General features: G+C 66.5%; 24 protein-coding genes and 1 tRNA gene. 13 read left to right on the forward strand and 12 right to left on the reverse strand.

Features of this window, described 5'->3' with window-relative positions; genetic code table 11:
* The 6 genes from IB258_RS06790 to dapC form a co-directional block, all read right to left on the reverse strand.
* Positions 1-489: an RNA polymerase sigma factor gene (locus IB258_RS06790; protein WP_054456036.1), complete on the reverse strand. Its 489-nt coding sequence runs from the start codon at positions 487-489 to the stop codon at positions 1-3.
* A gap of 124 nt (positions 490-613) precedes the next feature.
* Positions 614-2,548 (reverse strand): ABC-F family ATP-binding cassette domain-containing protein, encoded by a 1,935-nt coding sequence (locus IB258_RS06795; RefSeq protein ID WP_119449339.1) that lies wholly within the window; start codon positions 2,546-2,548, stop codon positions 614-616.
* Positions 2,545-3,441, reverse strand: a complete 897-nt coding sequence (gene prmB, locus IB258_RS06800; protein ID WP_192352323.1) for a 50S ribosomal protein L3 N(5)-glutamine methyltransferase — start codon at positions 3,439-3,441, stop codon at positions 2,545-2,547. The genes IB258_RS06795 and prmB overlap by 4 nt, the downstream gene beginning before the upstream one ends.
* A 9-nt stretch (positions 3,442-3,450) precedes the next feature.
* On the reverse strand, positions 3,451-4,593 hold the full coding sequence (gene dapE, locus IB258_RS06805; RefSeq protein ID WP_175213693.1) for a succinyl-diaminopimelate desuccinylase: 1,143 nt from the start codon (positions 4,591-4,593) through the stop codon (positions 3,451-3,453).
* Positions 4,594-5,415, reverse strand: a complete 822-nt coding sequence (gene dapD / locus IB258_RS06810) for a 2,3,4,5-tetrahydropyridine-2,6-dicarboxylate N-succinyltransferase (RefSeq protein WP_013394697.1) — start codon at positions 5,413-5,415, stop codon at positions 4,594-4,596.
* 24 nt (positions 5,416-5,439) lie between these two features.
* Complete coding sequence (gene dapC, locus IB258_RS06815; protein WP_192352324.1) at positions 5,440-6,636, reverse strand: succinyldiaminopimelate transaminase; 1,197 nt, start codon at positions 6,634-6,636, stop codon at positions 5,440-5,442.
* Between the two features lie 47 nt (positions 6,637-6,683).
* On the opposite strand from dapC, the gene IB258_RS06820 reads away from it, so the two are divergent.
* From IB258_RS06820 to IB258_RS06860, 9 genes are all read left to right on the forward strand, one after another.
* Positions 6,684-6,770 (forward strand) — tRNA-Leu (locus tag IB258_RS06820).
* 234 nt (positions 6,771-7,004) lie between these two features.
* Positions 7,005-7,337, forward strand: a complete 333-nt coding sequence (locus IB258_RS06825; RefSeq protein ID WP_054456045.1) for a hypothetical protein — start codon at positions 7,005-7,007, stop codon at positions 7,335-7,337.
* Between the two features lie 43 nt (positions 7,338-7,380).
* Positions 7,381-7,710, forward strand: coding sequence for a hypothetical protein (locus IB258_RS06830; RefSeq protein WP_054456047.1), 330 nt, complete (start codon positions 7,381-7,383; stop codon positions 7,708-7,710).
* Between the two features lie 116 nt (positions 7,711-7,826).
* On the forward strand, positions 7,827-8,219 hold the full coding sequence (locus IB258_RS06835) for a VOC family protein (protein ID WP_054456049.1): 393 nt from the start codon (positions 7,827-7,829) through the stop codon (positions 8,217-8,219).
* A gap of 260 nt (positions 8,220-8,479) precedes the next feature.
* Complete coding sequence (gene aqpZ / locus IB258_RS06840) at positions 8,480-9,193, forward strand: aquaporin Z (protein WP_054456051.1); 714 nt, start codon at positions 8,480-8,482, stop codon at positions 9,191-9,193.
* Between the two features lie 51 nt (positions 9,194-9,244).
* Positions 9,245-9,934 (forward strand): MgtC/SapB family protein, encoded by a 690-nt coding sequence (locus IB258_RS06845; RefSeq protein ID WP_054456053.1) that lies wholly within the window; start codon positions 9,245-9,247, stop codon positions 9,932-9,934.
* Between the two features lie 77 nt (positions 9,935-10,011).
* A complete protein-coding gene (locus IB258_RS06850) occupies positions 10,012-10,575 on the forward strand; it encodes a cytochrome b (protein ID WP_192352325.1) in 564 nt (187 codons plus the stop codon).
* A 93-nt stretch (positions 10,576-10,668) separates the two neighbouring features.
* Entirely contained in the window at positions 10,669-11,526 is an 858-nt protein-coding gene (gene kdsA / locus IB258_RS06855) for a 3-deoxy-8-phosphooctulonate synthase (protein ID WP_054456057.1), read from the forward strand.
* Positions 11,527-11,592: 66 nt separating this feature from the next.
* A complete protein-coding gene (locus tag IB258_RS06860; protein ID WP_054456059.1) occupies positions 11,593-11,901 on the forward strand; it encodes a hypothetical protein in 309 nt (102 codons plus the stop codon).
* Between the two features lie 21 nt (positions 11,902-11,922).
* On the opposite strand, the gene IB258_RS06865 is transcribed toward IB258_RS06860, so the two are convergent.
* Positions 11,923-12,408 (reverse strand): GNAT family N-acetyltransferase, encoded by a 486-nt coding sequence (locus tag IB258_RS06865; RefSeq protein ID WP_054456062.1) that lies wholly within the window; start codon positions 12,406-12,408, stop codon positions 11,923-11,925.
* A 176-nt stretch (positions 12,409-12,584) separates the two neighbouring features.
* Between IB258_RS06865 and IB258_RS06870 the strand changes: the two genes are divergently transcribed.
* The gene (locus IB258_RS06870; protein WP_054456064.1) at positions 12,585-14,234 is read left to right on the forward strand and encodes an intermembrane transport protein PqiB; all 1,650 of its coding nucleotides are present in this window, start codon (positions 12,585-12,587) and stop codon (positions 14,232-14,234) included.
* A gap of 1 nt (position 14,235) precedes the next feature.
* Here IB258_RS06870 and IB258_RS30305 read toward each other — a convergent pair whose 3' ends face one another.
* Positions 14,236-14,442, reverse strand: a complete 207-nt coding sequence (locus IB258_RS30305; protein WP_225590306.1) for a hypothetical protein — start codon at positions 14,440-14,442, stop codon at positions 14,236-14,238.
* A 33-nt stretch (positions 14,443-14,475) separates the two neighbouring features.
* Between IB258_RS30305 and IB258_RS30310 the strand changes: the two genes are divergently transcribed.
* A complete protein-coding gene (locus tag IB258_RS30310; RefSeq protein ID WP_225590307.1) occupies positions 14,476-14,727 on the forward strand; it encodes a hypothetical protein in 252 nt (83 codons plus the stop codon).
* Positions 14,728-14,781: 54 nt separating this feature from the next.
* On the opposite strand, the gene IB258_RS06880 is transcribed toward IB258_RS30310, so the two are convergent.
* The 3 genes from IB258_RS06880 to IB258_RS06890 all read right to left on the reverse strand — a co-directional run bounded on the left by IB258_RS06880 (position 14,782) and on the right by IB258_RS06890 (position 17,329).
* The gene (locus IB258_RS06880; RefSeq protein WP_054456476.1) at positions 14,782-15,090 is read right to left on the reverse strand and encodes a hypothetical protein; all 309 of its coding nucleotides are present in this window, start codon (positions 15,088-15,090) and stop codon (positions 14,782-14,784) included.
* A gap of 94 nt (positions 15,091-15,184) precedes the next feature.
* Positions 15,185-16,627: an MFS transporter gene (locus tag IB258_RS06885; RefSeq protein ID WP_192352326.1), complete on the reverse strand. Its 1,443-nt coding sequence runs from the start codon at positions 16,625-16,627 to the stop codon at positions 15,185-15,187.
* 117 nt (positions 16,628-16,744) lie between these two features.
* Positions 16,745-17,329 (reverse strand): TetR/AcrR family transcriptional regulator, encoded by a 585-nt coding sequence (locus tag IB258_RS06890; protein WP_125470709.1) that lies wholly within the window; start codon positions 17,327-17,329, stop codon positions 16,745-16,747.
* A gap of 92 nt (positions 17,330-17,421) precedes the next feature.
* Here IB258_RS06890 and IB258_RS06895 point away from each other — a divergent pair, with 92 nt between their 5' ends.
* Both IB258_RS06895 and IB258_RS06900 read left to right on the forward strand, forming a co-directional pair.
* Positions 17,422-18,612: an MFS transporter gene (locus tag IB258_RS06895; protein ID WP_175181415.1), complete on the forward strand. Its 1,191-nt coding sequence runs from the start codon at positions 17,422-17,424 to the stop codon at positions 18,610-18,612.
* Between the two features lie 63 nt (positions 18,613-18,675).
* Positions 18,676-19,074: a RidA family protein gene (locus tag IB258_RS06900; protein WP_054456073.1), complete on the forward strand. Its 399-nt coding sequence runs from the start codon at positions 18,676-18,678 to the stop codon at positions 19,072-19,074.
* Here IB258_RS06900 and IB258_RS06905 read toward each other — a convergent pair.
* Complete coding sequence (locus tag IB258_RS06905; protein ID WP_054456075.1) at positions 19,071-19,976, reverse strand: LysR family transcriptional regulator; 906 nt, start codon at positions 19,974-19,976, stop codon at positions 19,071-19,073. The genes IB258_RS06900 and IB258_RS06905 overlap by 4 nt on opposite strands.
* Positions 19,977-19,999: the final 23 nt, after the last annotated feature.

A 19,999-nucleotide genomic window follows, 5' to 3' on the forward strand; every position in this document is an offset into this window, starting at 1 on the left:
TCAGGATGCCAGCGCCTGGTCGCAGGCCAGCAGGATGCGCATCATGTGTTTCTCCACCGCGCTGACCGAAATCGCGAAACGCTCGGCGATGGCGCGGTAGCTCAGGCCCTCGTGCCGGTGCAGCACGAACACGTCCAGGCTGCGGCGCGGCTGGGCCAGCAGCGCGGTTTCCAGCCTGCGCAGCATTTGCCGCGCGGCAGCCACGTCCAGGGTGTCGGGTTCATGCAGGGTAGGGCGCGAAGCGGCGTAGTCGGCGGTGGCGGCCTGTTCGCGGCTGCGGCGCCGGTGCCAGTCGGTAGCGATGTTGGCGGCCACGCGGAAGACGTAGGCACGGTCGTTGTCGGGACGCGTCCTGTCCTTGAATTCCGCCAGCTTGATCCAGGTGTCCTGGGCGCAGTCTTGCGCGACGTCGCGCGAGCCGGTGCGCAAAGAGAGAAAACCCAGCACCTCTCGGTAATGGCGGAGAAATACATCCGTGAGCGTAGACATGTCGCCGGCGCCAGGCGCCAGATAGAGTCAAATTCGCGCCAGAGTATAAATGATAACGATTTCTATTTCTAGATAAGGAGAGAGCGCAGGAAGCGGCGGCGGGCAGGGCGCCCGCCGCAGGCCGTCAGGCCTCGGACTGTTCGATCTCTTCCAGCGAGCCCTGGATTTCGAGCCACTGTTCTTCCAGCTCGTCCATGCGCTTGCCGTGTTCGCCATGCTCGGCCATGACCTTTTGGCGTTCGGCGCGGCGCGCATCCGAGTACAGGTCCGGATCGGCGATGACGGCGTCCAGCGCATGCAGCTTGGCGCGCAGCTTCTCCATCTCGGCCTCGACCTTGGCGAGCCTGGATTCGAGCGGCTTGCGCAGCGCGGACAGGCGCTGGCGCTGTTCGGCTTCGGCGCGGCGCTGGGCCTTGCGGTCCACCACCGGTTCGTTGCCTTCGGCGTTCTCGCGCGCGGCTTCCGCGCGTTCACCGGCGTTGCGGGCGGCGAGCCAGTCGCGGTAGTCCTCCAGGTCGCCGTCGAACTCGCGTACCGCGCCGTCGGCCACGATCCAGAAGCTGTCCACCGTGGTGCGCAGCAGGTGGCGGTCGTGGGATACCAGCAGCATGCTGCCGCCGAAGTCGGCCAGCGCGGCGGCCAGGGCCTCGCGCGTTTCCACGTCCAGGTGGTTGCTGGGTTCGTCCAGCAGCAGCAGGTTGGGCTTTTGCCAGACGATCAGGGACAGCGCCAGGCGCGCCTTTTCGCCGCCGGACATGGGGCCGACCTTGCTGGTCACCGTGTCGCCGGAAAAGCCGAAGCCGCCCAGATAGTTGCGCAGTTCCTGTTCGCGGGTCTCGGGGGCCAGGCGCGCCAGATGGGCGATGGGCGTGCTGTCCACGTCCAGCATGTCCAGCTGGTGCTGGTGGAAATAGCCGATGGCCAAGCCGCGCGAGGCGCGGCGCGTACCCGCCTGCACCGGCAGTTCTTCGGCCAGGGTCTTGATCAGCGTGCTCTTGCCGGCGCCGTTGGCGCCCAGCACGCCGACGCGGCTGCCCGCGCGCACCATCAGCGTCACGTCGCGCAGGATGGGCACGGCGTTGCCGTCGGCGTCCGTGTAGCCGGCCGACAGGTGCTCCAGGGTCAGCAGGGGATCCGGCACCTGGTCGGGCGAGGGGATGCGGATGTCGATGCCGGCCTCGGCGTGCAAGGGCGCCAGCACCTGCATGCGCGCCAGCGCCTTGACGCGGCTCTGCGCCTGCTTGGCCTTGGAGGCTTTGGCCTTGAAGCGGTCGATGAAGCCTTGCAGCCGGGCCGCTTCGCGGGTCTGGCGTTCGTAGGCGATATTGGTCTGGCGCAGGCGCTCGGCGCGCTGCGTCAGGAAGTCGCCATAGCCGCCGCGGTAGCGCACCAGCTTGGCGTGGTCGAAATGCAGGATGGATTTGGCGACCGCATCCAGGAACTCGGTGTCGTGGGAAATCAGCATGACGGTGCCGGGGTAGGCGGCCAGCCATTTCTCCAGCCACAGCATGGCGTCGAGATCCAGGTGGTTGGTGGGCTCGTCCAGCAGCAGCAATTCGGACGGCGCCATCAGCGCGCGGGCCAGGGCCAGGCGCATGCGCCAGCCGCCGGAAAAGCTCGCCACCGGCTGCATCCATTCGGCGGGCTTGAAGCCCAGGCCGGCCAGCAGTTGCTCGGCGCGCGAGGCCGCGCTCCAGGCGCCGGCTTCCACCAGCGCCGCTTCCACTTCGGCGATCTGCGTGCCTTGTTCGTCCGTCAGTTCGGCGCGGCGCGCCTGCAGTTCGCGCAGATGCGTGTCGCCGTCGATGACGAACTCTCGCGCCGGACGCTCGTCAGCTTCGATTTCCTGCTTGACGCTGGCGATGCGCCAGCCGGCGGGCATGGCGAGGTTGCCCGCGTCCAGGTCCAGCGTGCCGGTCAAGAGCGCGAACAGCGAGGACTTGCCCGCGCCGTTCTTGCCGACGATGCCCACGCGCTCGCCCGGATGCACGACGAATTCAGCGCCGTCCAGCAGCACCTTGGTGCCGCGGCGCAGGGTCAATCCAGTAGCGCGTATCACAGGCTGAGTTGCTCGCGGGTAAGCAGCAGAAGCTGGTCGGAGGCTTCTTCGGTGTCCAGCCACACGGGCGAGAGCTGCGGGAAGGCGGCCTCGAAGAAGTCGCGTTCGTGGCCGATCTCCAGCACCAGCACGCCTTCCTGCGTGAGAAAGCGCGGCGCGGCTTCCAGGATGCGGCGCACCAGGTCCATGCCGTCGTCGCCGCCAGCCAGGGCCAACTGCGGTTCATGGCGGTACTCCTGGGGCAGGACGTCCATGGAGCCGCTGTTCACGTAGGGCGGATTGCAGATGATGACGTCGTACAGGCGCGGCGGCAGGCTGTCGAACAAATTGCTTTCGTGCAGGTCCAGCCGGTCCGCCAGGCCGTAGTCGTCGACGTTGCGGCGCGCCACTTCCAGCGCGTCCGGCGACACGTCGACCGCGTCCACATGGGCATAGGGGAAGGCCAGCGCCGACAGGATAGCCAGGCAGCCGGACCCAGTGCACATGTCCAGCACGTTCTCAACCGCCAGCGCATCCTGCACCCAGGGCGCAAGGCCCTGGTCCAGCAATTCAGCGATGGGCGAGCGCGGCACGATGACGCGCTGGTCCACGTAGAAGCGGTGGCCGCGCAGCCAGGCCTCGTTGGTGAGGTAGGCGGCGGGCAGGCGCTCGGTCACGCGGCGGTCGATCAATTCGAGCACGCGGTTGCGCTCTTCGCTGAGCACGCGGGCGTCCAGAAAGGGCTCCAGCGTGTCCAGCGGCAGATGCAAGGCGTGCAGCGTCAGGTAGACCGCCTCGTCCCAGGCGTTGTCGCTGCCGTGTCCCAGCGCCACCTGGGCGGCGTTCAGGCGCGATACGCCGTAGCGGATCAGGTCGCGCAGGGTCAGCAGTTCTTGGCGGGCGGATTGATACATGTGAGGCTTTTACTTGGGCGGCAGCAGGAGGTTTTCCAGCGTGCGCCGATAAATGTTCTTCAACGGATCCAGCGAGGCCAATTCGATGCGTTCGTTGACCTTGTGGATCGTGGCGTTGCAGGGACCAAATTCGATGACTTGCGGGCAGATCTTGGCGATGAAGCGGCCATCGGACGTGCCGCCAGTGGTGGAGAGTTCTGCCGTCACGCCGGTTTCGTCGCGGATGGCCGAGACCAGCGCGTCCGTCAGCGAGCCGCGCGGCGTCAGGAAGGGCTCGCCGCCCAGCTCCCAGTCCAGCGTGTACTCCAGGCCATGGCGGTCCAGCACTTCATGTACTCGCGCCTGCAGGCTTTCCGGCGTGCTGGCGGTGGAGAAACGGAAGTTGAACAGCGCCACCGCCTCGCCCGGCACCACGTTGGTGGCGCCGGTGCCCGAGTTCAGGTTCGACACCTGGAACGTGGTGGGCGGAAAGTACTCGTTGCCCTGGTCCCATTCGATGCTGACGATGTCGGCCAGGGCCGGCGCCAGCTGGTGCACGGGGTTGCGCGCCAGGTGCGGGTAGGCCACATGGCCCTGGATGCCCTTGACCGTGAGCTTGCCCGACAGCGAGCCGCGGCGGCCGTTCTTGCAGGTGTCGCCCAGCACGTCGCCCGAAGTGGGCTCGCCGACGATGCAGTAGTCCATCTGTTCGCCGCGCGCCTTCAGCGCGTCGCAGACGATGGCGGTGCCGTCGATGGACGGGCCTTCTTCGTCAGAGGTGATCAGTAGGGCGATCGAGCCGCCATGCTGCGGGTGGGCCGCCACGAATTCCTCGGCCGCCACCACGAAGGCGGCGATCGAGCTTTTCATGTCGGCTGCCCCGCGGCCGTACAGGTAGCCATCGCGCTCGGTGGGAACGAAGGGATCGCTTTCCCACTTCTCGCGCGGACCCGGAGGCACCACGTCCGTGTGACCGGCGAACACGGTCAGCGGCGCCGCGTTGCCGCGGCGCGCCCACAGATTGGTGACACCGCCCTGTGCGATGGTCTCGCAGGCGAAGCCGATGCGCTCCAGGCGCGCGGCCAGCGTCGCCTGGCAGTCTTCATCGGCCGGCGTGACCGAAGGGCGGGCGATCAGGTCCTTGACCAGATCCAGTACAGCCGTCGTGCTCATTTAAGCCCTCAGCAGATCGTTGATGCTGGTCTTGGCGCGGGTCTGCGCGTCGACGCGCTTGACGATGACCGCGCAGGCCAGGCTGTGCGAACCGTCGGCCGAAGGCAGCGAACCCGGGACCACGACCGAACCCGAGGGCACGCGGCCGTACGTGATCTTGCCGGTGGCGCGGTCATAGATCTTGGTGCTTTGCGACAGGAACACGCCCATGGCCAGCACCGAGTTCTCTTCGACGATCACGCCTTCCACGACTTCCGAGCGGGCGCCGATGAAGCAGTTGTCTTCGATGATGGTCGGGTTGGCTTGCAGCGGTTCCAGCACGCCGCCGATGCCCACGCCGCCGGACAGGTGAACGTTCTTGCCGATCTGGGCGCAGGAGCCGACGGTGGCCCAGGTGTCGACCATGGTGCCTTCGTCGACGTAGGCGCCGATATTCACGTAAGAGGGCATCAGCACCACGTTGCGGGCCAGGTAGGCGCCGCGGCGGGCAACGGCCGGCGGCACCACGCGGTAGCCGCCCTGCTTGAAGGCGTTGTCGCCGTATTCCGAGAACTTGAGCGGCACCTTGTCGTAGAACTGCAGCGGAGCCTGGCCCATGATGGCGTTGTCGTTCAGGCGGAACGACAGCAGCACGGCCTTCTTGATCCACTGATGCACGACCCAGTCGTCGTTGATTTTCTCGGCCACGCGCAGGCGGCCCAGGTCCAGGCCGTCGATGGTGCGCTCGACCGCTTCGCGCACTTCGGCGCTGGCGTCGGTGGGCGACAGGTTGGCCCGGTCGTCCCAGGCTTTTTCGATGGTGGTCTGCAGGTCGAGAGTCATAGCGGCTCAGCTTTTAAAGGTTGATCAAACGGAAGTATGCACAAAATGGGCGATGCGCTCGGCTGCCTGTACGCAGTCAGCCAAGGGCGCCACCAGAGCAATGCGGATGCGGCCCTGGCCGGGATTCACGCCATGCGCCTCGCGTGCCAGGAAACTGCCCGGCAGCACGGTAACACCAGTACGGCCAAAAAGGTCGCGCGCGAACGCCGTATCCGAACCGGGCGTGGCAGCCCACAGGTAGAACGAAGCCTGCGGCCGGGACACGTCCAGCACCTTCTGGAGGATGGGCACGACGGCGTCGAATTTTTCGCGGTACAGGCGCCGGTTGTCCTTCACGTGCGCCTCGTCCGTCCAGGCGGCGATGCTGGCCGCCGACACGATGGGGCTCATGGCGCTGCCATGATACGTGCGATACAGCAGGAAGCGGCCGATCAGCGCGGCGTCGCCCGCCACGAAGCCCGAGCGCAGGCCGGGCACATTGGAACGCTTGGACAGGCTGGAGAACGCCACCAGGTTGCGGTAGGTGTCGCGGCCCAGGCGGCGCGCGGCCTGCAATCCGCCCAGCGGCGGGTTGCCTTCGTCCAGGTAGATTTCCGAATAGCACTCGTCCGAGACGATCACGAAGCCGTGGCGGTCGGACAGTTCGAACAGCGTTTTCCATTCGTCCAGCGACATGACGTTGCCGGCCGGGTTGCCCGGCGAGCAGACGAACACCATGCGCGTCTTCTTCCAGATTTCGTCCGGCACCTGGTTCCAGTCGCTGGCGAAATTGCGCACCGGATCGGCGTTGACGAAGTAGGGCGTGGCGCCGGCCAGAAGCGCCGCGCCTTCGTAGATCTGGTAGAACGGATTGGGGCAGATCACCACCGAGCCGGCGGCCGGGTCGATGACGGTCTGCGTGAACGCGAACAGCGCCTCGCGCGAGCCCAGCGCCGGCAGCACCTGCGTTTCCGGATCCGGGGCAGGGATGCTGTAGCGCCGCGCCAGCCATTCAGAGATCGCCCGGCGCAGCGCCGGGTCGCCCTTGGTGGACGGGTACACGGACAGGCCCGCGAGGCTGTCGCGGATGGCCTGTTCGACGCGCGCGGGCGCGGCGTGTTTGGGCTCGCCGATCGACAGATTGATGGGCGTCAGACCGTCCGGCTGCTGGCTGGCCGAAGCCAGCAAAGCGCGCAATTTTTCGAACGGGTAGGGGTGTAGAGCATCGAGGCGCGGATTCATGACGCAAGATTTTAACAAGCAAGCTACAATAGCGGGCTTGGCCTATAGCGAAGGTGGCGAAATTGGTAGACGCACCAGGTTTAGGTCCTGACGCCGTAACAGGTGTAGGGGTTCGAGTCCCCTCCTTCGCACCAACCTTATTCAGGCACTGATCCCGCTTCATGCCACCAGTGTCCCGCAAGCCCCAAGGCATTGAATGCCTTGGGGCTTTTCCTTTGCCGGCGCGCCCTTGCGCTTAGGGATAACCTCCCGTGCCGAAAGCGCATTTTTGATATATCTTCGCGCTCTTCGGTGGAGGCTTGCCGCTGGCCGGCATCGCAACAGTCTCTCAAACAGCCCCGTACACAGCACGATAAGGAGAGCCTCCCATGGCGCTCAAGCACGCTGCATTTCTGGATGTCATCGATATACGCACCCCGCATCGCGAACACGGGGAGGCCGTCAGCGTCAGCCTGATGAAGACGGCGCATATGCAACTGCTGCAATTGGCGCTGCCCGCCGGCAAGGGCCTGCCGCAACATGCCGTGGCGGGCGAAATCACCATTCATTGCATCGCCGGAGAGGTGAGCTTGGCATTGCGTGATGGCGTGCGCCAGTTGCGCGAAAACCAGCTCGTCGCGTTGGCCGCGCACGAACCGCACGCGCTGCAGGCCGTGCGCGACGCGACCGTGCTGGTGACGGTGCTGCACGCCCCCGCCTAGTACTCCGATTCCTGACGCAGACGTGTTCCCTGAGAGGTGAGCCGTGCATGAGCTGTTGGCCGACTGGTGCGAAATCCTGAACCGCTTGCTGCGGGACGTGGCCGATGCCCACGCCACGGCGCAGGCGCGCGATAGCGCGCTGCGCCACGCCCACCGGCATTCCTGCCAGGCGCCGATCTGCTTCCGGATGTCCGGGACCACGGTCAGCCATCTGGCGGAAACGCTGGATTGCGCCATCCGCGCGTCCTGCGCTCGCCACGACAACTCCGCCTGGGTGCAGGCGCTGGACGTGGCTTACACCAAGTTCCTGCTGTATCTGATCCGCGACGTGGACCGGTGGTCCAGCGGCGGGCTGCACCAAGAGGCGGCTTAGGAGAGGTTTGGTACTTCATAATTTACTGGATAAATAAACAGTAATTTGGTTCAATCCCATCAGGCCTCCGGCGCATGCACCTGCAGAAGCGCCCTTTCCCACGATCAGGACGAACCATGAAATTCGGATACACCATCATCTACGTGCCGGACGTCGCCGCGTCGCTGTCCTTTTTTGAACAGGCATTCGGATTCGCCAGGCGTTTTCTGCACGAGTCCCGGACCTACGGCGAACTGGATACCGGCGAAACCACCTTGGCGTTCGCGGCGCATGAACTGGCCGACGCCAATTTCGGCGGCGGCCATGTAGCGGCTTCGGCGTCGGCCGAGCCGTTGGGCATGGAAGTGGCTTTCGTGACGGACGACCTGGCCGCGGCGCACGCCCGCGCGCTTGCGGCGGGCGCCACGGAAATGAGCGCGCCTGTCTCCAAGCCTTGGGGGCAGGTCGTGTCCTATGTGCGCTGTCCGGACGGCACGTTGGTGGAGCTTTGCACTCCCATGCAGGGCTAGGCACGCCGCTCGTCGCCGCGGCCGAGACCAAGCGCTCCGATACGCTGCCGCTGCGGTCCGCATCATCGGTGTCCGTGCGGCGTGCGCCTTTCCGTCTAGCCGGTCCGGACGATCCCCGAGTCCGCCCTACGCCGTTACCTTGGTTGCGGCAGGGGTGTCCGCGTCCGGCTGCGCTCAAGAATTGTCAAGAATTTACATTGCTTTGAAGTTGCCGTCGCCGCCCCGCGATACCGTGGCATTTTCGTTTTTCGGGAGTCGACATGTATCCGCTTTCCAAGCGTTGCGGCGCGGAGTTCTTTGGCACGTTCTGGCTGGTATTGGGGGGCTGCGGCGCCGCCGTGCTGGCCGCTGGTTTCCCGGAACTGGGCATCGGTTTCGCAGGCGTGGCGCTGGCCTTCGGCCTGACCGTGCTGACCATGGCGTTCGCGGTCGGCCATATTTCCGGCGGGCATTTCAACCCGGCCGTCACGGTAGGCCTGGTGGCGGGCGGCCGTTTTCCCGCCAAGGAAATCCTGCCTTACGTCATTGCCCAGGTCCTGGGCGCGATCGTGGCCGCTGCGGTGCTGGCCTGCATCGCCAGCGGCAAGCTGGGTTTCGATCTGAAGGGCAGCCATTTCGCGGCCAACGGCTACGGGGCCTATTCGCCGGGCAAGTACTCGATGGTGTCCGCCCTGGTGACGGAAGTCGTGCTGACCGCTGGCTTCATCTTCGTGATCCTGGGGGCGACCAGCAAGCGCGCGCCGGCCGGCTTCGCGGCGATTCCTATCGGACTGGCGCTGACGCTCATCCACCTGATCAGCATTCCGGTGACGAACACCTCGGTCAATCCGGCCCGTTCCACCGGCCCGGCGCTGTTCGTGGGCGGCTGGGCGTTGGAGCAGCTGTGGCTGTTCTGGGTCGCGCCCATCGTCGGGGCGATCGTCGGCGCCATCGCCTACCGGCTGGTCAGCGATCCCGCGCAGGAGCGTAGCTGAGCCAGGCGCTGCACCGGGCGATAATGGGGCCAAGTCTCTGATCCTGGTCCCATGAACGAATTTTCAATCGCCATCAATCTTGTGCTGGCCATGCTGCTTGGCGCCGCCATCGGCGCCGAGCGCCAATGGCGGCAGAACTATGCCGGCGTGGTCACGCATGCGCTGGTCTCGCTGGGCGCGGCCGCCTATACCGCCTTGCCGGCGCTGCTGGACGCCGGCAACGACATGCGCCTGGGCAGCCAGGTCGTGACCGGCATAGGCTTTCTGGGTGCGGGCCTGATCATGCGCGACGGCCTGACCATACGCGGCCTGAGCGCCGCGGCCACCATCTGGGCTACCGGCGCCGTAGGGGTACTTGCCGGCTATGGCTTCCAGGCCGAAGCCAGCGCGGTCACGGCGCTGATCCTGGTCACCAATGTGCTGCTGCGGCGCGGCGCCAGGCTGATGGACCGCTACGTGCCCGATGCGGAAACCGAAGAGCGTTACTACAACATCGCCTTGACCTGCGCCTCCACGGACGAAGCCATGGTGCGGGCGGAATTGCTGAACGCCTTGGGCAAGCACAGCCTGCGCCTGCGCGGCGTGGAAAGCCAGCAGCGCGACGGCGGCCGCTCCGAAGTGACCGCGGTGGTCTATTCCATGCGCCAGGAAGACGAACGGGTGGAGCAACTGGTGGGCAGCCTCAGCCTGCTGCCGCAGACCTATTCGGCCAGATGGACCTCCGACACCGGCAACGCCTGAAGCCGGCCCGAATCAGGACGCCGTAAGTCCGATCTCAATACGCTTGCACTCCGATTCCAAGAAGATGAGCGTATTCCGTGACGACAACGATTCCCCCTGCCGGGCCCGCCGGCCTGGCGCACTATGACCGCGTCAGCATCGCGTTTCACTGGCTGACGGCGGCGCTGGTGGTGGGCCTGTTCGCGCTGGCCGAAATCTGGGAATTCCTGCCGCGCGGCACGCCCACGCGGCGCCTGCTGCAGCACCTGCATATTTCGTTCGGCCTGCTGTTTGCCGCCGCGTTCGTGTTGCGCGCCATCTGGCGCGTGAGCGCGGGCAGGCGCCTGCCGCCGGCCGCCACGGGCTGGCTGCGCACGGCTAGTACGGGCGTACACGGATTGCTGTACCTGTTGATGGCGGCGCAGATCGTGCTGGGCTTTCTGTTCCGCTGGGCGCAGGGTGAGCCGTTCGCCTTCTTCGGCCTGTTCGACGTGCCCACGCTGATCGCCATCGACCACGAGCAGCGCCGCTTCATCGGCGGACTGCACAACACCGTGGCCTGGTGCATCATCGTGCTGGCGCTGCTCCATGCCCTGGCCGGCTTGTTCCACCACTATGTCCTGCGTGACGGCGTGCTGCGCCGCATGCTCTCCAGCCGCTGAGGAGCGCGCGGCAAGGGCGGGACGTGAAAGCCGGGCCGGGCAGGTTGTACATTACGCACTATCACTGCCTTACTTCCACAGGATGTACCCATCATGACCGCCCCTGAAGTGTTTATCTCCTCCTCGATCAGCTGCGCGAACGACCGCCCCTTCGTGCTGTTCGGCGGCATCAACGTGCTGGAATCCAAGGAACTGGCGCTGCGCGCCTGCGAGGAATACCAGCGCGTCACCCGCAAGCTGGGCATCCCGTATGTGTTCAAGGCTTCCTTCGACAAGGCCAACCGTTCGTCCATCCATTCCTATCGCGGCCCGGGCCTGGAAGAGGGCATGAAGATCTTCGAGGCGGTCAAGAAGGAATTCGGCGTGCCCGTCATCACCGACGTGCATGAACCCTGGCAGGCCGCGACCGTGGCCGAGGTCGTCGACATCCTGCAACTGCCGGCCTTCCTGGCGCGGCAAACGGACCTGGTGGTGGCGTTGGCCAAGACGCAGCGCATCATCAACATCAAGAAGCCGCAGTTCCTCAGCCCGACCCAGATGCTGAACATCGTCGAGAAGTTCACCGAGGCCGGCAACGACAAGCTCATCCTGTGCGACCGCGGTACCTGCTTCGGCTATGACAATCTGGTTGTAGACATGCTAGGGTTTGGCGTGATGAAGAAAGTGTCCGGCAACCGGCCGCTCATTTTCGACGTCACGCATGCCTTGCAGCAGCGCTCGGCGCTGGATGCGGCATCGGGCGGCCGCCGCGAGCAGGTGGCCGAACTGGCGCGCGCGGGCATGGCCGTGGGGTTGGCCGGCCTGTTCCTGGAAGCTCACCCCGATCCCAAGAACGCGAAGTGCGACGGTCCCAGCGCCTTGCCGCTGGACAAGCTGGAGCCCTTCCTGACCCAGTTGAAGATGCTGGACGACCTGGTGAAGTCCTTTGCCCCTATCGACATCGAACCCTGAATCCCGCGGTCATAACGGCTGCGCAAAGTTGTTATACGATCCGGGCCAAACATTGAGGAGGCCTGGATGTCTTTGTATGTGATCGTCGCCGTTCGAAAAGAGCCCGTCAGCGGGCACGTGGCCTATGTGCGCTGGGGCCAGGCAGAACGCGGCGTCCCCGGCTGGGTCACCGAGCCGGTGACGGCGGCGGCATCCGAGGTCATCGAGGCCATCAAGGATGGCGTGGAAGTCGAAACCGCCATCAGCCAGGACGGTATGAGCGTGGCGTTGCGGCCGGTGCGCGTGCTGGTGGATGACGACGGACGCGAACACCTCGCGTCCGCGCCGGTTCCCAGCTCGACCTTGTACACGCTCTTCGACCTGCCCGAATTCTGATGCGGGCAGCCCGGCAGGCGCCTAGCGCCGGCCCTGGGCGAAATTGAGCAGGGCGTCTCCGGCCATCCGGTAGCGCACCCATTCATCCTGCGGCAGCGCGCCGATCGACTTGTAGAAATCGATGGCGGGCGTGTTCCAGTCCAGCACGCTCCATTCCAGGCGGCCGCAGCCATTGGCCACCGCCTCTTGCGCCAGATGGCGCAACAGATCGCGGCCCGCGCCGATGCCGCGCTGCTCCGGCGTGACGTACAGGTCTTCCAGATAGATGCCGTTCTTGCCCAGCCAGGTCGAGTAGCTGTAGAAGTAGACGGCGTAGCCGATGGGTTTGCCGTCCAGCAGGCACATCAGGGCCTTGGCCGGCGCGTTCTCGGCGAACAGGGTGCGCTCGACGTCCGCGGGGCTGGCGATCACTTCATGGGCGGCGCGTTCGTATACGGCCAGCTCGGTGATGAAGGCATGGATCTGGGCCGCGTCCGAGGCGACGGCGGGGCGAATTTCGATAGTCACGGGTACTTCCTGCTGCTGCTTTTGGGGGCCTTATCCTACCCGTGAATCGGGCGGCGCGCATTTTTGGCCAGCGCGTCCATTCCGGGAATACCCTTACTTGCGCGCTGACCCTGCGGGCGCGATTCTTGAAAGCGTTCTGCCCTCGAGTCCAATGCGTACAACAGGGGACATCTCCCATGCCTGAATCTGGGTCCGCCGTTGCCAGCACGCCTGCCGCAAGCCGTAAAAGGCGTCGCCTGTCCTGGATCTGGCTGGTGCCTCTCATCGCAGCCGTGGGCGGACTGGCGCTGGTCGTACGCGTCTGGATGGAAGCCGGCCCCACCGCCACCATCAGCTTCCAGACCGCCGAAGGGCTGGAGGCCGGCAAGACCCAGGTCCGCTACAAGGAAGTCGTCGTCGGCGTGGTCGAACGCGTGGCCTTGAACTCGGACCGTTCCGGTATCGTCGCGACCGTGCGCATCAACAAGGACGCCGGCAGCCTGCTGCAGGAAGGGACGATGTTCTGGGTGGTCCGGCCCAGGCTGACCCTGAGCGGCGTATCGGGCCTGAGCACCCTGTTCTCCGGCGCCTACATAGGCGTGGACCCGTCCGACCAGTTCCGCCAGGAAACCGAAACCCGCGCCACCAAGTACAGCTTCGTCGGCCTGGAGACGCCGCCCGAGGTGCAGCAGGACCGCGCCGGCAAGCGCTTCACCCTCAAAGCCCACGACCTGGGTTCGCTGGACATAGGTTCACCCGTCTACTTCCGCCGCATCGCGGTGGGCGAGGTGGTCGCCTACCATCTGGACAGCAGCGGGGAAGGCGTCAACGTGCAGGTTTTCATCGACGCACCCAATGACGACTTCGTCAACAGCGCCACGCGCTTCTGGAATGCCAGCGGCGTGGATTTCAGCGTTGATGCGCGCGGCCTGCAGGTGCGCTCGCAGTCGCTGCTGTCCGTGATCGTGGGGGGCGTTGCGTTCGACACCGTCGAGCAGCATGCGCATGTGGCGGCCAAGGCCGATGCCGAGTTCACCATCTTCTCGTCTGAAGGCGCGGCCCGCGCGCAACCCGATGGCACGCCGCTGCACATCCGCATGCGCTTTGACCAGTCGGTCCGGGGGCTGGTGGTCGGCGCGCCCATCGACGCGTATGGCGCGTCCATCGGCCAGGTGGACTCGATCCGCCTGGAGTTCGATCCGGCGATCAAGCAGTTCTATGCGCTGGTCGGAGCCACCGTCTACCCCGAACGCCTGGGCGCGCAGACGGTCGAGGAAATCAAGGAATACTCGGGTTCGACGCTGCAGCATCCCAGCGGCAAGCTGCTGGCCGCTTTGATCCAGCAGGGCCTGCGCGCGCAACTGCGTATCGGCAATCTGCTGACCGGGCAGCTATATGTCGCCTTGGCGGTGTTCCCCGACGCCAAGCCGGTGACGTTCAAGATGGAAGAGGATCCCTTCATTCCTACCGTGCCGAACAACCTGGATCAGTTGCAGCAGCAGATCAACAGTATCCTCACCAAGCTGGACAGGGTGCCGTTCGAAGGGCTGGGCGCCGATCTGGGCCAATTGCTGCGCGCCACTTCCAGCCTGATGAAGCGGCTCGATACCCGCCTGGCGCCCGAGGCGCAAGCCATGCTGCGCCAGGCCAGCAAGTCCTTGGCTGCCGTGGGCGGGGTGTTGAATCCGGACGCCGGCCTGCCGGTCAATGCCAATGCAGTCTTGCAGGAACTGTCGCGGGCGGCCCGGTCGCTGCGGGAACTGTCGGACTATCTGCAAGCGCATCCGGAGTCGTTGCTGCGCGGCCGCGCTCCCGATGCCCAGTATCAGCGCCAGCCGGCGCGCTAGGCTAGGCCGCGAGCCACTGCGCGATCTGGCGGGCGCTGGTTTGCGCATCCGTGCCTGAAGTGTCCAGCACCAGGTCGCTGAACGGACGCGTGGCATAGCCTTCGCGGTACATCTGCGCGACGCGCTCCCGCTCCCAATCGGTCAATACCCGTCCGCCTCTGTCCGATTGCGCGGCCGCAAGCGTGGGGGCCAGGGTCACTACGCGCAAGCACGCGCCGCGTTGCCGGCACGCAGCCAGGATTTGCTCGTAGCTATCCTGCTCCAAGGGGTAGGCGATGACCAGATAACGCTCCTGCGCCTCGGCGATCAGCCTGGTGAGGCGGGCCAGCGCCAGCGCCCATTGCTCGGTGTATGGCAGATGGCTGGGGGCGTCGTGATCGTCGCCGTCGATGAAGCGTGCAGCGGGCAGCAGGCCGGCCAGCGCTACGCCGACCGTCGATTTACCGCTGTTGATCGGGCCGTTGAGATGGATGACGGTGGTGTCGGGCGTTGAGATGGCTGTTCCTTTCAGTGCAGGCGCGCGCGCGAGGCGTCCGCGCCGGCCGAATCAGAACAGGCATTGTCGCAAAGCGAACTTGCGGCCGAAAGCCCGCACTTCGTCGCCGTCCACGGACGCCGCCAGGTCCCAGCGGTCGCCGCGCGTCACCAGGAAGGACCGGCCGGTCGCGGCATGCCGCAAGGCGAATTGCCAGAAGGCTGCCTCGGAGCCTACCGGTTCGAGGTCGTGCGGCCCGATCAGCAGCCGGCTGGGGCGGGGCGTTGCGCCCAGAGTCCAGCGCAGGGCGATACCCAGGAACGCGAAACGCGCCGAGAACGACGACGGCTGGACGGTCAGCACGCGGATTCTGTTGGTCATGGCCAGGACCCCTTGCAGATAGCGTCCAGCGTAGCAAAAGCGGCCCGGGCCATCCATACCGCCTTTGGCGGAAATTGGCGGGCCCGGCTGGCTGCTATTGCTGGATGGCGTCCTGCGCATGGCTGCGCGTGATGCGCCCGAGCAGCAGCAGGGCGCCGGCCGGCGCCAGCGCGAACGCAGCAAACAGCCATTGCGCCGCATGCTGTGCGCCCGCGACGCCCCCGGGATCCGCCAGGCCTGCGCTATTGGTGATGACGCCGGCCAGCGCCGCCGTCAATGCCGTCGCGTAAAGCTGCACCGTCGTGATGGACGAAGATGTCAGGGTTTCTTCGCCGGCAGGCGCCGCGGTGAATATGCGCGTCAGCAGGTGCGGCCAGCTCAGGCCGATGCCGAAGCCCACGCCGGCTAGCGCCAGCACATAGAGCGCCAGCCCCGGGTAGGACTGCAGTTGCGCCGTGCGCGGCGTCATATAGGCCAGGGCGGCCAGCGCGGCCAGGATCACCATGGGACTCAGGCGCACCAGGAAATTCGCCGCCGGGCCGCTGCGGGTGGCGCTGGGCATGGCGGCCAAGGTCCAGCCCGCCGCCATGGCCGCCGTCATGTAGCCGGCCGCCAGCGGTGTCATGCCATGGATGACCTGCAGGAAATACGGCACGAAGATTTCGGTGGTGATAGCCGCTACCACCAGGCACATCACCGCGTACAGCGCGCCCAGCGGCGTGGCTATCGAGTAGGCGCCGGTCGGCAGCAGCCGCTTTGCGGCGCGCTGGTCCACCGCCGCGATCAGCGCGGCGATGGCCAGTCCGGCGGCGATGCCCGCCAGATTCCAGCGCAGGTCCGTCGACAGGCTGGCCAGCGTGATCGCCAGCACACTGGCCACCAGCAGGCCCAGCGTGGTCACGGGCAGCGGGCTTGGCCGCGAGGCCGGAACCGATTCCTTGCCGCCTACCTTGAGGGCCACGATCGCCGCCAGGGCGGCGGCCACGGGCAACAAGGCCCAGAACGCCAGCCGCCAGTGCCCGGTCTGGGCGAAGACGCCGCCGATGGCGGGGCCGCACAGGGTGGCGACGCCCCACATGCCGGACACCAGGGCCATTGCGCGCGACCAGAGCGGCGCCTCGAATACCAGGCGGATCAGGGCATAGCTGAGCGCAAACAGGATGCCGCCACCCAAGCCCTGGATGCTGCGTCCGGCCAGCAGCGCCGGCATGCTCGGCGCCAGCGCGCACACCACGGTACCTGCGGTGAACACCGCGACGGCGAGCAGGTAGGCTGCGCGCGGCCCCAGCGTTTCGATCAGTCTGGCCGACAGCGCCGACCCGACGATGGAGGTCACGACGAACAGTGTGGTGTTCCAGGCGTAATACTCCAAGCCGCCGATGTCCTTGATGACGCTGGGCAGGATGGTGGTGACGATGTAGACGTTGATGGCGTGCAGCGCCACCCCGCCCGCCAGCGCGATCGAGCGCAGGGCATTGGTCCCGTGCAGCAGATCTGCCCAGGACGCGCTTGAAACATGGGTTGTGCCGGTGCTCACGCGGTCTTCCGCCTTCGAGAAAAATTATTTAAACAAGATAATTATTGGATAATACGCATGCCGGCGTGCAACAGCAAACGCTGTGTACGAGCGCCGCAGTCCTCGCCGCGGCGGCGGTCAGCGCTTGAGCAAGCCGCGCAACAGCAGGTCCAGCGCCTGCAAGGCCTGCGCCAGACGCGGGCCGTCCTCGGCGTCCTGCGCGATCCAGAAGGCACTTTCGACCAGGCTGCCGTTGATCAGCCGCGCCAGCGCCTGCGGCGCGGCGGCTTCGATCAGGTCCTGATCCATCATCGTCTGCAACAGCGCGGCGAGGGAAGCAATGCAGTGTTGCTGCGAGCCGTCCGCCGCCCCGCCCAGCACCGCCCGTGCATCTTGCAGCACGATGCGCCGGATCTCGGTTTCGGCCGCCATCTGCAGATACGCGCGGCAGCGTCCCTGCAAGGCGGACCAGGCATCGGGCGCCCGCGCTGCGATGGCCGCCAGGCGCTGGTCCATTTCGCCGTCGATCTGTTCGACCACGGCGGCGAGCAGGCCTTTCTTGTCGCCGAAGTGGTGGTACAGGGCGCCTCGGGTCAACCCCGCCGCCGCCGTGAAGTCGTCCATGGACGTGGCCGCATAGCCGACATCGCGGAAGGCTTGCCGGGCCGTGGCCAACAGTTTCGCGCGGGTGGCTTCGATCATCTCGGCGCGGGAACGCGTCATGCTCTCTCCATGCACATACGATACGTATGTAAATTGACATACGCATCGTATGTGAATACGATGCCGCTGTCCATGGCAATCAAAGGTTTCCGGTGTCGAATCCGTATCGCGAGTTGTTCCAGGCGCCCGGCGCACTGGGTTTTGTCCTGGCCGGCGCCATCGCCCGCCTGCCTTTGCCCATGATCGGCATCGGCATCATCACCATGCTGTCCGAGGTTCGCGGGTCCTACGCGTTGGCGGGCGCCGTCGCCGCCACGTTTGCGCTGGCCACGGCCTTGCTGGCGCCGCGGATTTCCCGCCTGGTGGACCGCCATGGCCAGGGCAGGGTGCTGCCGGTAGCCGCGGGCCTGTGCGTCGCGGGGCTGGTTGGCCTGGCGGCCTGCGTGCAATGGAATGCGCCCGAGTGGACCCTGTTTGTCTTCGCCGCGCTGGCTGGCGCCTTGCCCAGCATGCCGGCGATGATACGCGCGCGCTGGACCGAGATATTCAGGGACCAGCCGCAGTTGCGCACCGCCTACGCGCTGGAGTCCGTGGCCGACGAGCTAAGCTTCATCGTCGGCCCGCCGCTGGCCGTCGGGCTGAGCGCGCTGTTTTTTCCGCAGGCTGGCCCCTTGTTCGCGGCGCTGCTGCTCGCGGTGGGCGTCACGGCCTTCGTGCTGCAGCGGGCCACGGCGCCTGCCGTGCGGTTTACGCAGGAAGGGCGTCAGGCGTCGGTGTTGCGCATGCCGCCGATGCGGTCCCTGCTGGCGATGATGGCCGCCATGGGCGTCATCGTCGGCACCATCGACGTCCTGAGCGTCGCCTTTGCCCGGCAGCAGGGCATGCCGGCCGGCGCCAGCCTGGTGCTGTCGGCCTATGCCCTGGGTTCCTGCGTGGCCGGCCTGGTGTTCGGCGTACTGAAGTTCCAGATGCCGCTGGCCCGCCTGCTTGTGGTCGCGGCGGCGGTAACAGCGTTCACCACGGTTCCGCTGCTGCTGGTGAACGATCTGCTGACCCTGGTGCTGGGCGTGCTGCTGGCCGGCCTGTCGTTCGCGCCGACCATGATCATCGCGATGGCGCTGGTGGAAAGCAGCGTGCCTGGCCATCGCCTGACGGAAGGCCTGACGTGGCTGGTGACTGGCCTGGGTGCGGGCGTCGCGGCGGGCGCGGCGCTGGCGGGCTGGGTGGTCGACCACTACGGCGTGGGCGCGGGATTCTGGACGGCGGTAGGGGCGGGCGCCATCGTGCTGCTGGCCGCCATGCCGGTGGGACGCAGTCCCGTGGCCGGTCGCGCCGGCGCCTGACCAGGCCGGCCGATAGAATGGGGAGTCCGGCGCCCTCCCCAGGCGCGCCGCAAGGAGAACCGCATGTCCAGAACAGTCGTCAATCCCGACACCGTGTTCAACACCGTCCAGTATGGATTCAGCCAGGCCGTCATCGTCACGGGGCAGCGCCGCATGCTGCTGTCCGGCCAGGTTGGCGTCGACATCAACGAGCGTACGGCGGGGCCGGGCCTGCAGGAGCAGACCGAAGCCGCGCTGGACAATGTCGAGCGCGTGCTGGCTGCGGCCGGCGGCACTTTGGCGCAGGTGATCATGCTGCGCATCTACATCTGCGAAACGGCCAGGGAAGATCAGGAAGTCATTGCGCAGGCGCTGCGCGACCGCTTCAAGAAAGATCCTCCGCCCTCATCGTGGATCATCGTCAGCGGCCTGTCGCTGCCGGAATGGCTGATCGAGATCGAGGCCGAGGCCATGCTCGACTAGGCGCGCCAGGGCGCCGTTGCAAAGGCGGCGCGCAGATGCGCCAGAAAGCCGGCCGTGCGCGCGGGCAGTTCCTGGCGCGATTTCACCAGGGCCACCACGTCGGCCGACGGCAAGGTCCAGCCGGGCAGCAGCGGCACCAGCGCGCGCGCCTGCAGATGCGTGGCCACATCCCATTCCGAGCGCACGATGATGCCGTGCCCGGCCAGGGCCCACTCCACGGCGGTTTCCCCGGCATTGCTGGACAGCACCGGCGCCACGCGCACCCCCACGGCCGGGCCGCGTCCATGCTTGAAGCGCCACAAGGTCACGTCTTCATCGTTCTCGCGCAGCGCGATGCAGTCGTGCCCGCGCAGGTCCTCGGGCTTGGCAGGAGCGCCGTGGCGCGCCAGGTAGGAGGGCGCCGCGCACAGGATCCGGCGATTGGGCGCCAGCGGGTACGCGACCAATGTCGAATCGCGCAGCTCGCCGATGTGAACCATCACATCCCAGTCATCGGAAGCCAGCCGCGGCGGCCCGTCGGATAGCGTCAGGCTGGCGGTCACGTCCGCGCTTTGGCTGCGGAACTCGGCGACCAGCCCAGCGATGTAGCGCTGCCCGAATCCCAGCGGCGCGACCACGCGCAGATGGCCTGCCACCACGCCCCTGCGGCCTGCCAGTTCGTCGGCCAGGTCGCCCAGTTCGCCGCAGATCTGTTCCGCCCGCAGCGCCAGCAGCCTGCCTTCGTCGGTCAGCGCGGTGCCGCGTCCCGAACGGTTGACCAGCCTGACCCCCAGCCGTTTTTCCAGCGTATGCAGTCTTTGGGTGACTGCGGGCGGCGTGACATCCAGCGCGCGCGCCGCTTCGGCCAGCGAGCGGGTGGCGGCCAGGCTAAGGAAGAAACGCAGGTCTTCGGTCGTAATCATGCAGGCATGGATTAATGGATGAT

This window comes from Achromobacter sp. ACM02, assembly GCF_014851605.1.
In the GTDB taxonomy this organism is placed as follows: domain Bacteria; phylum Pseudomonadota; class Gammaproteobacteria; order Burkholderiales; family Burkholderiaceae_B; genus Achromobacter; species Achromobacter aegrifaciens.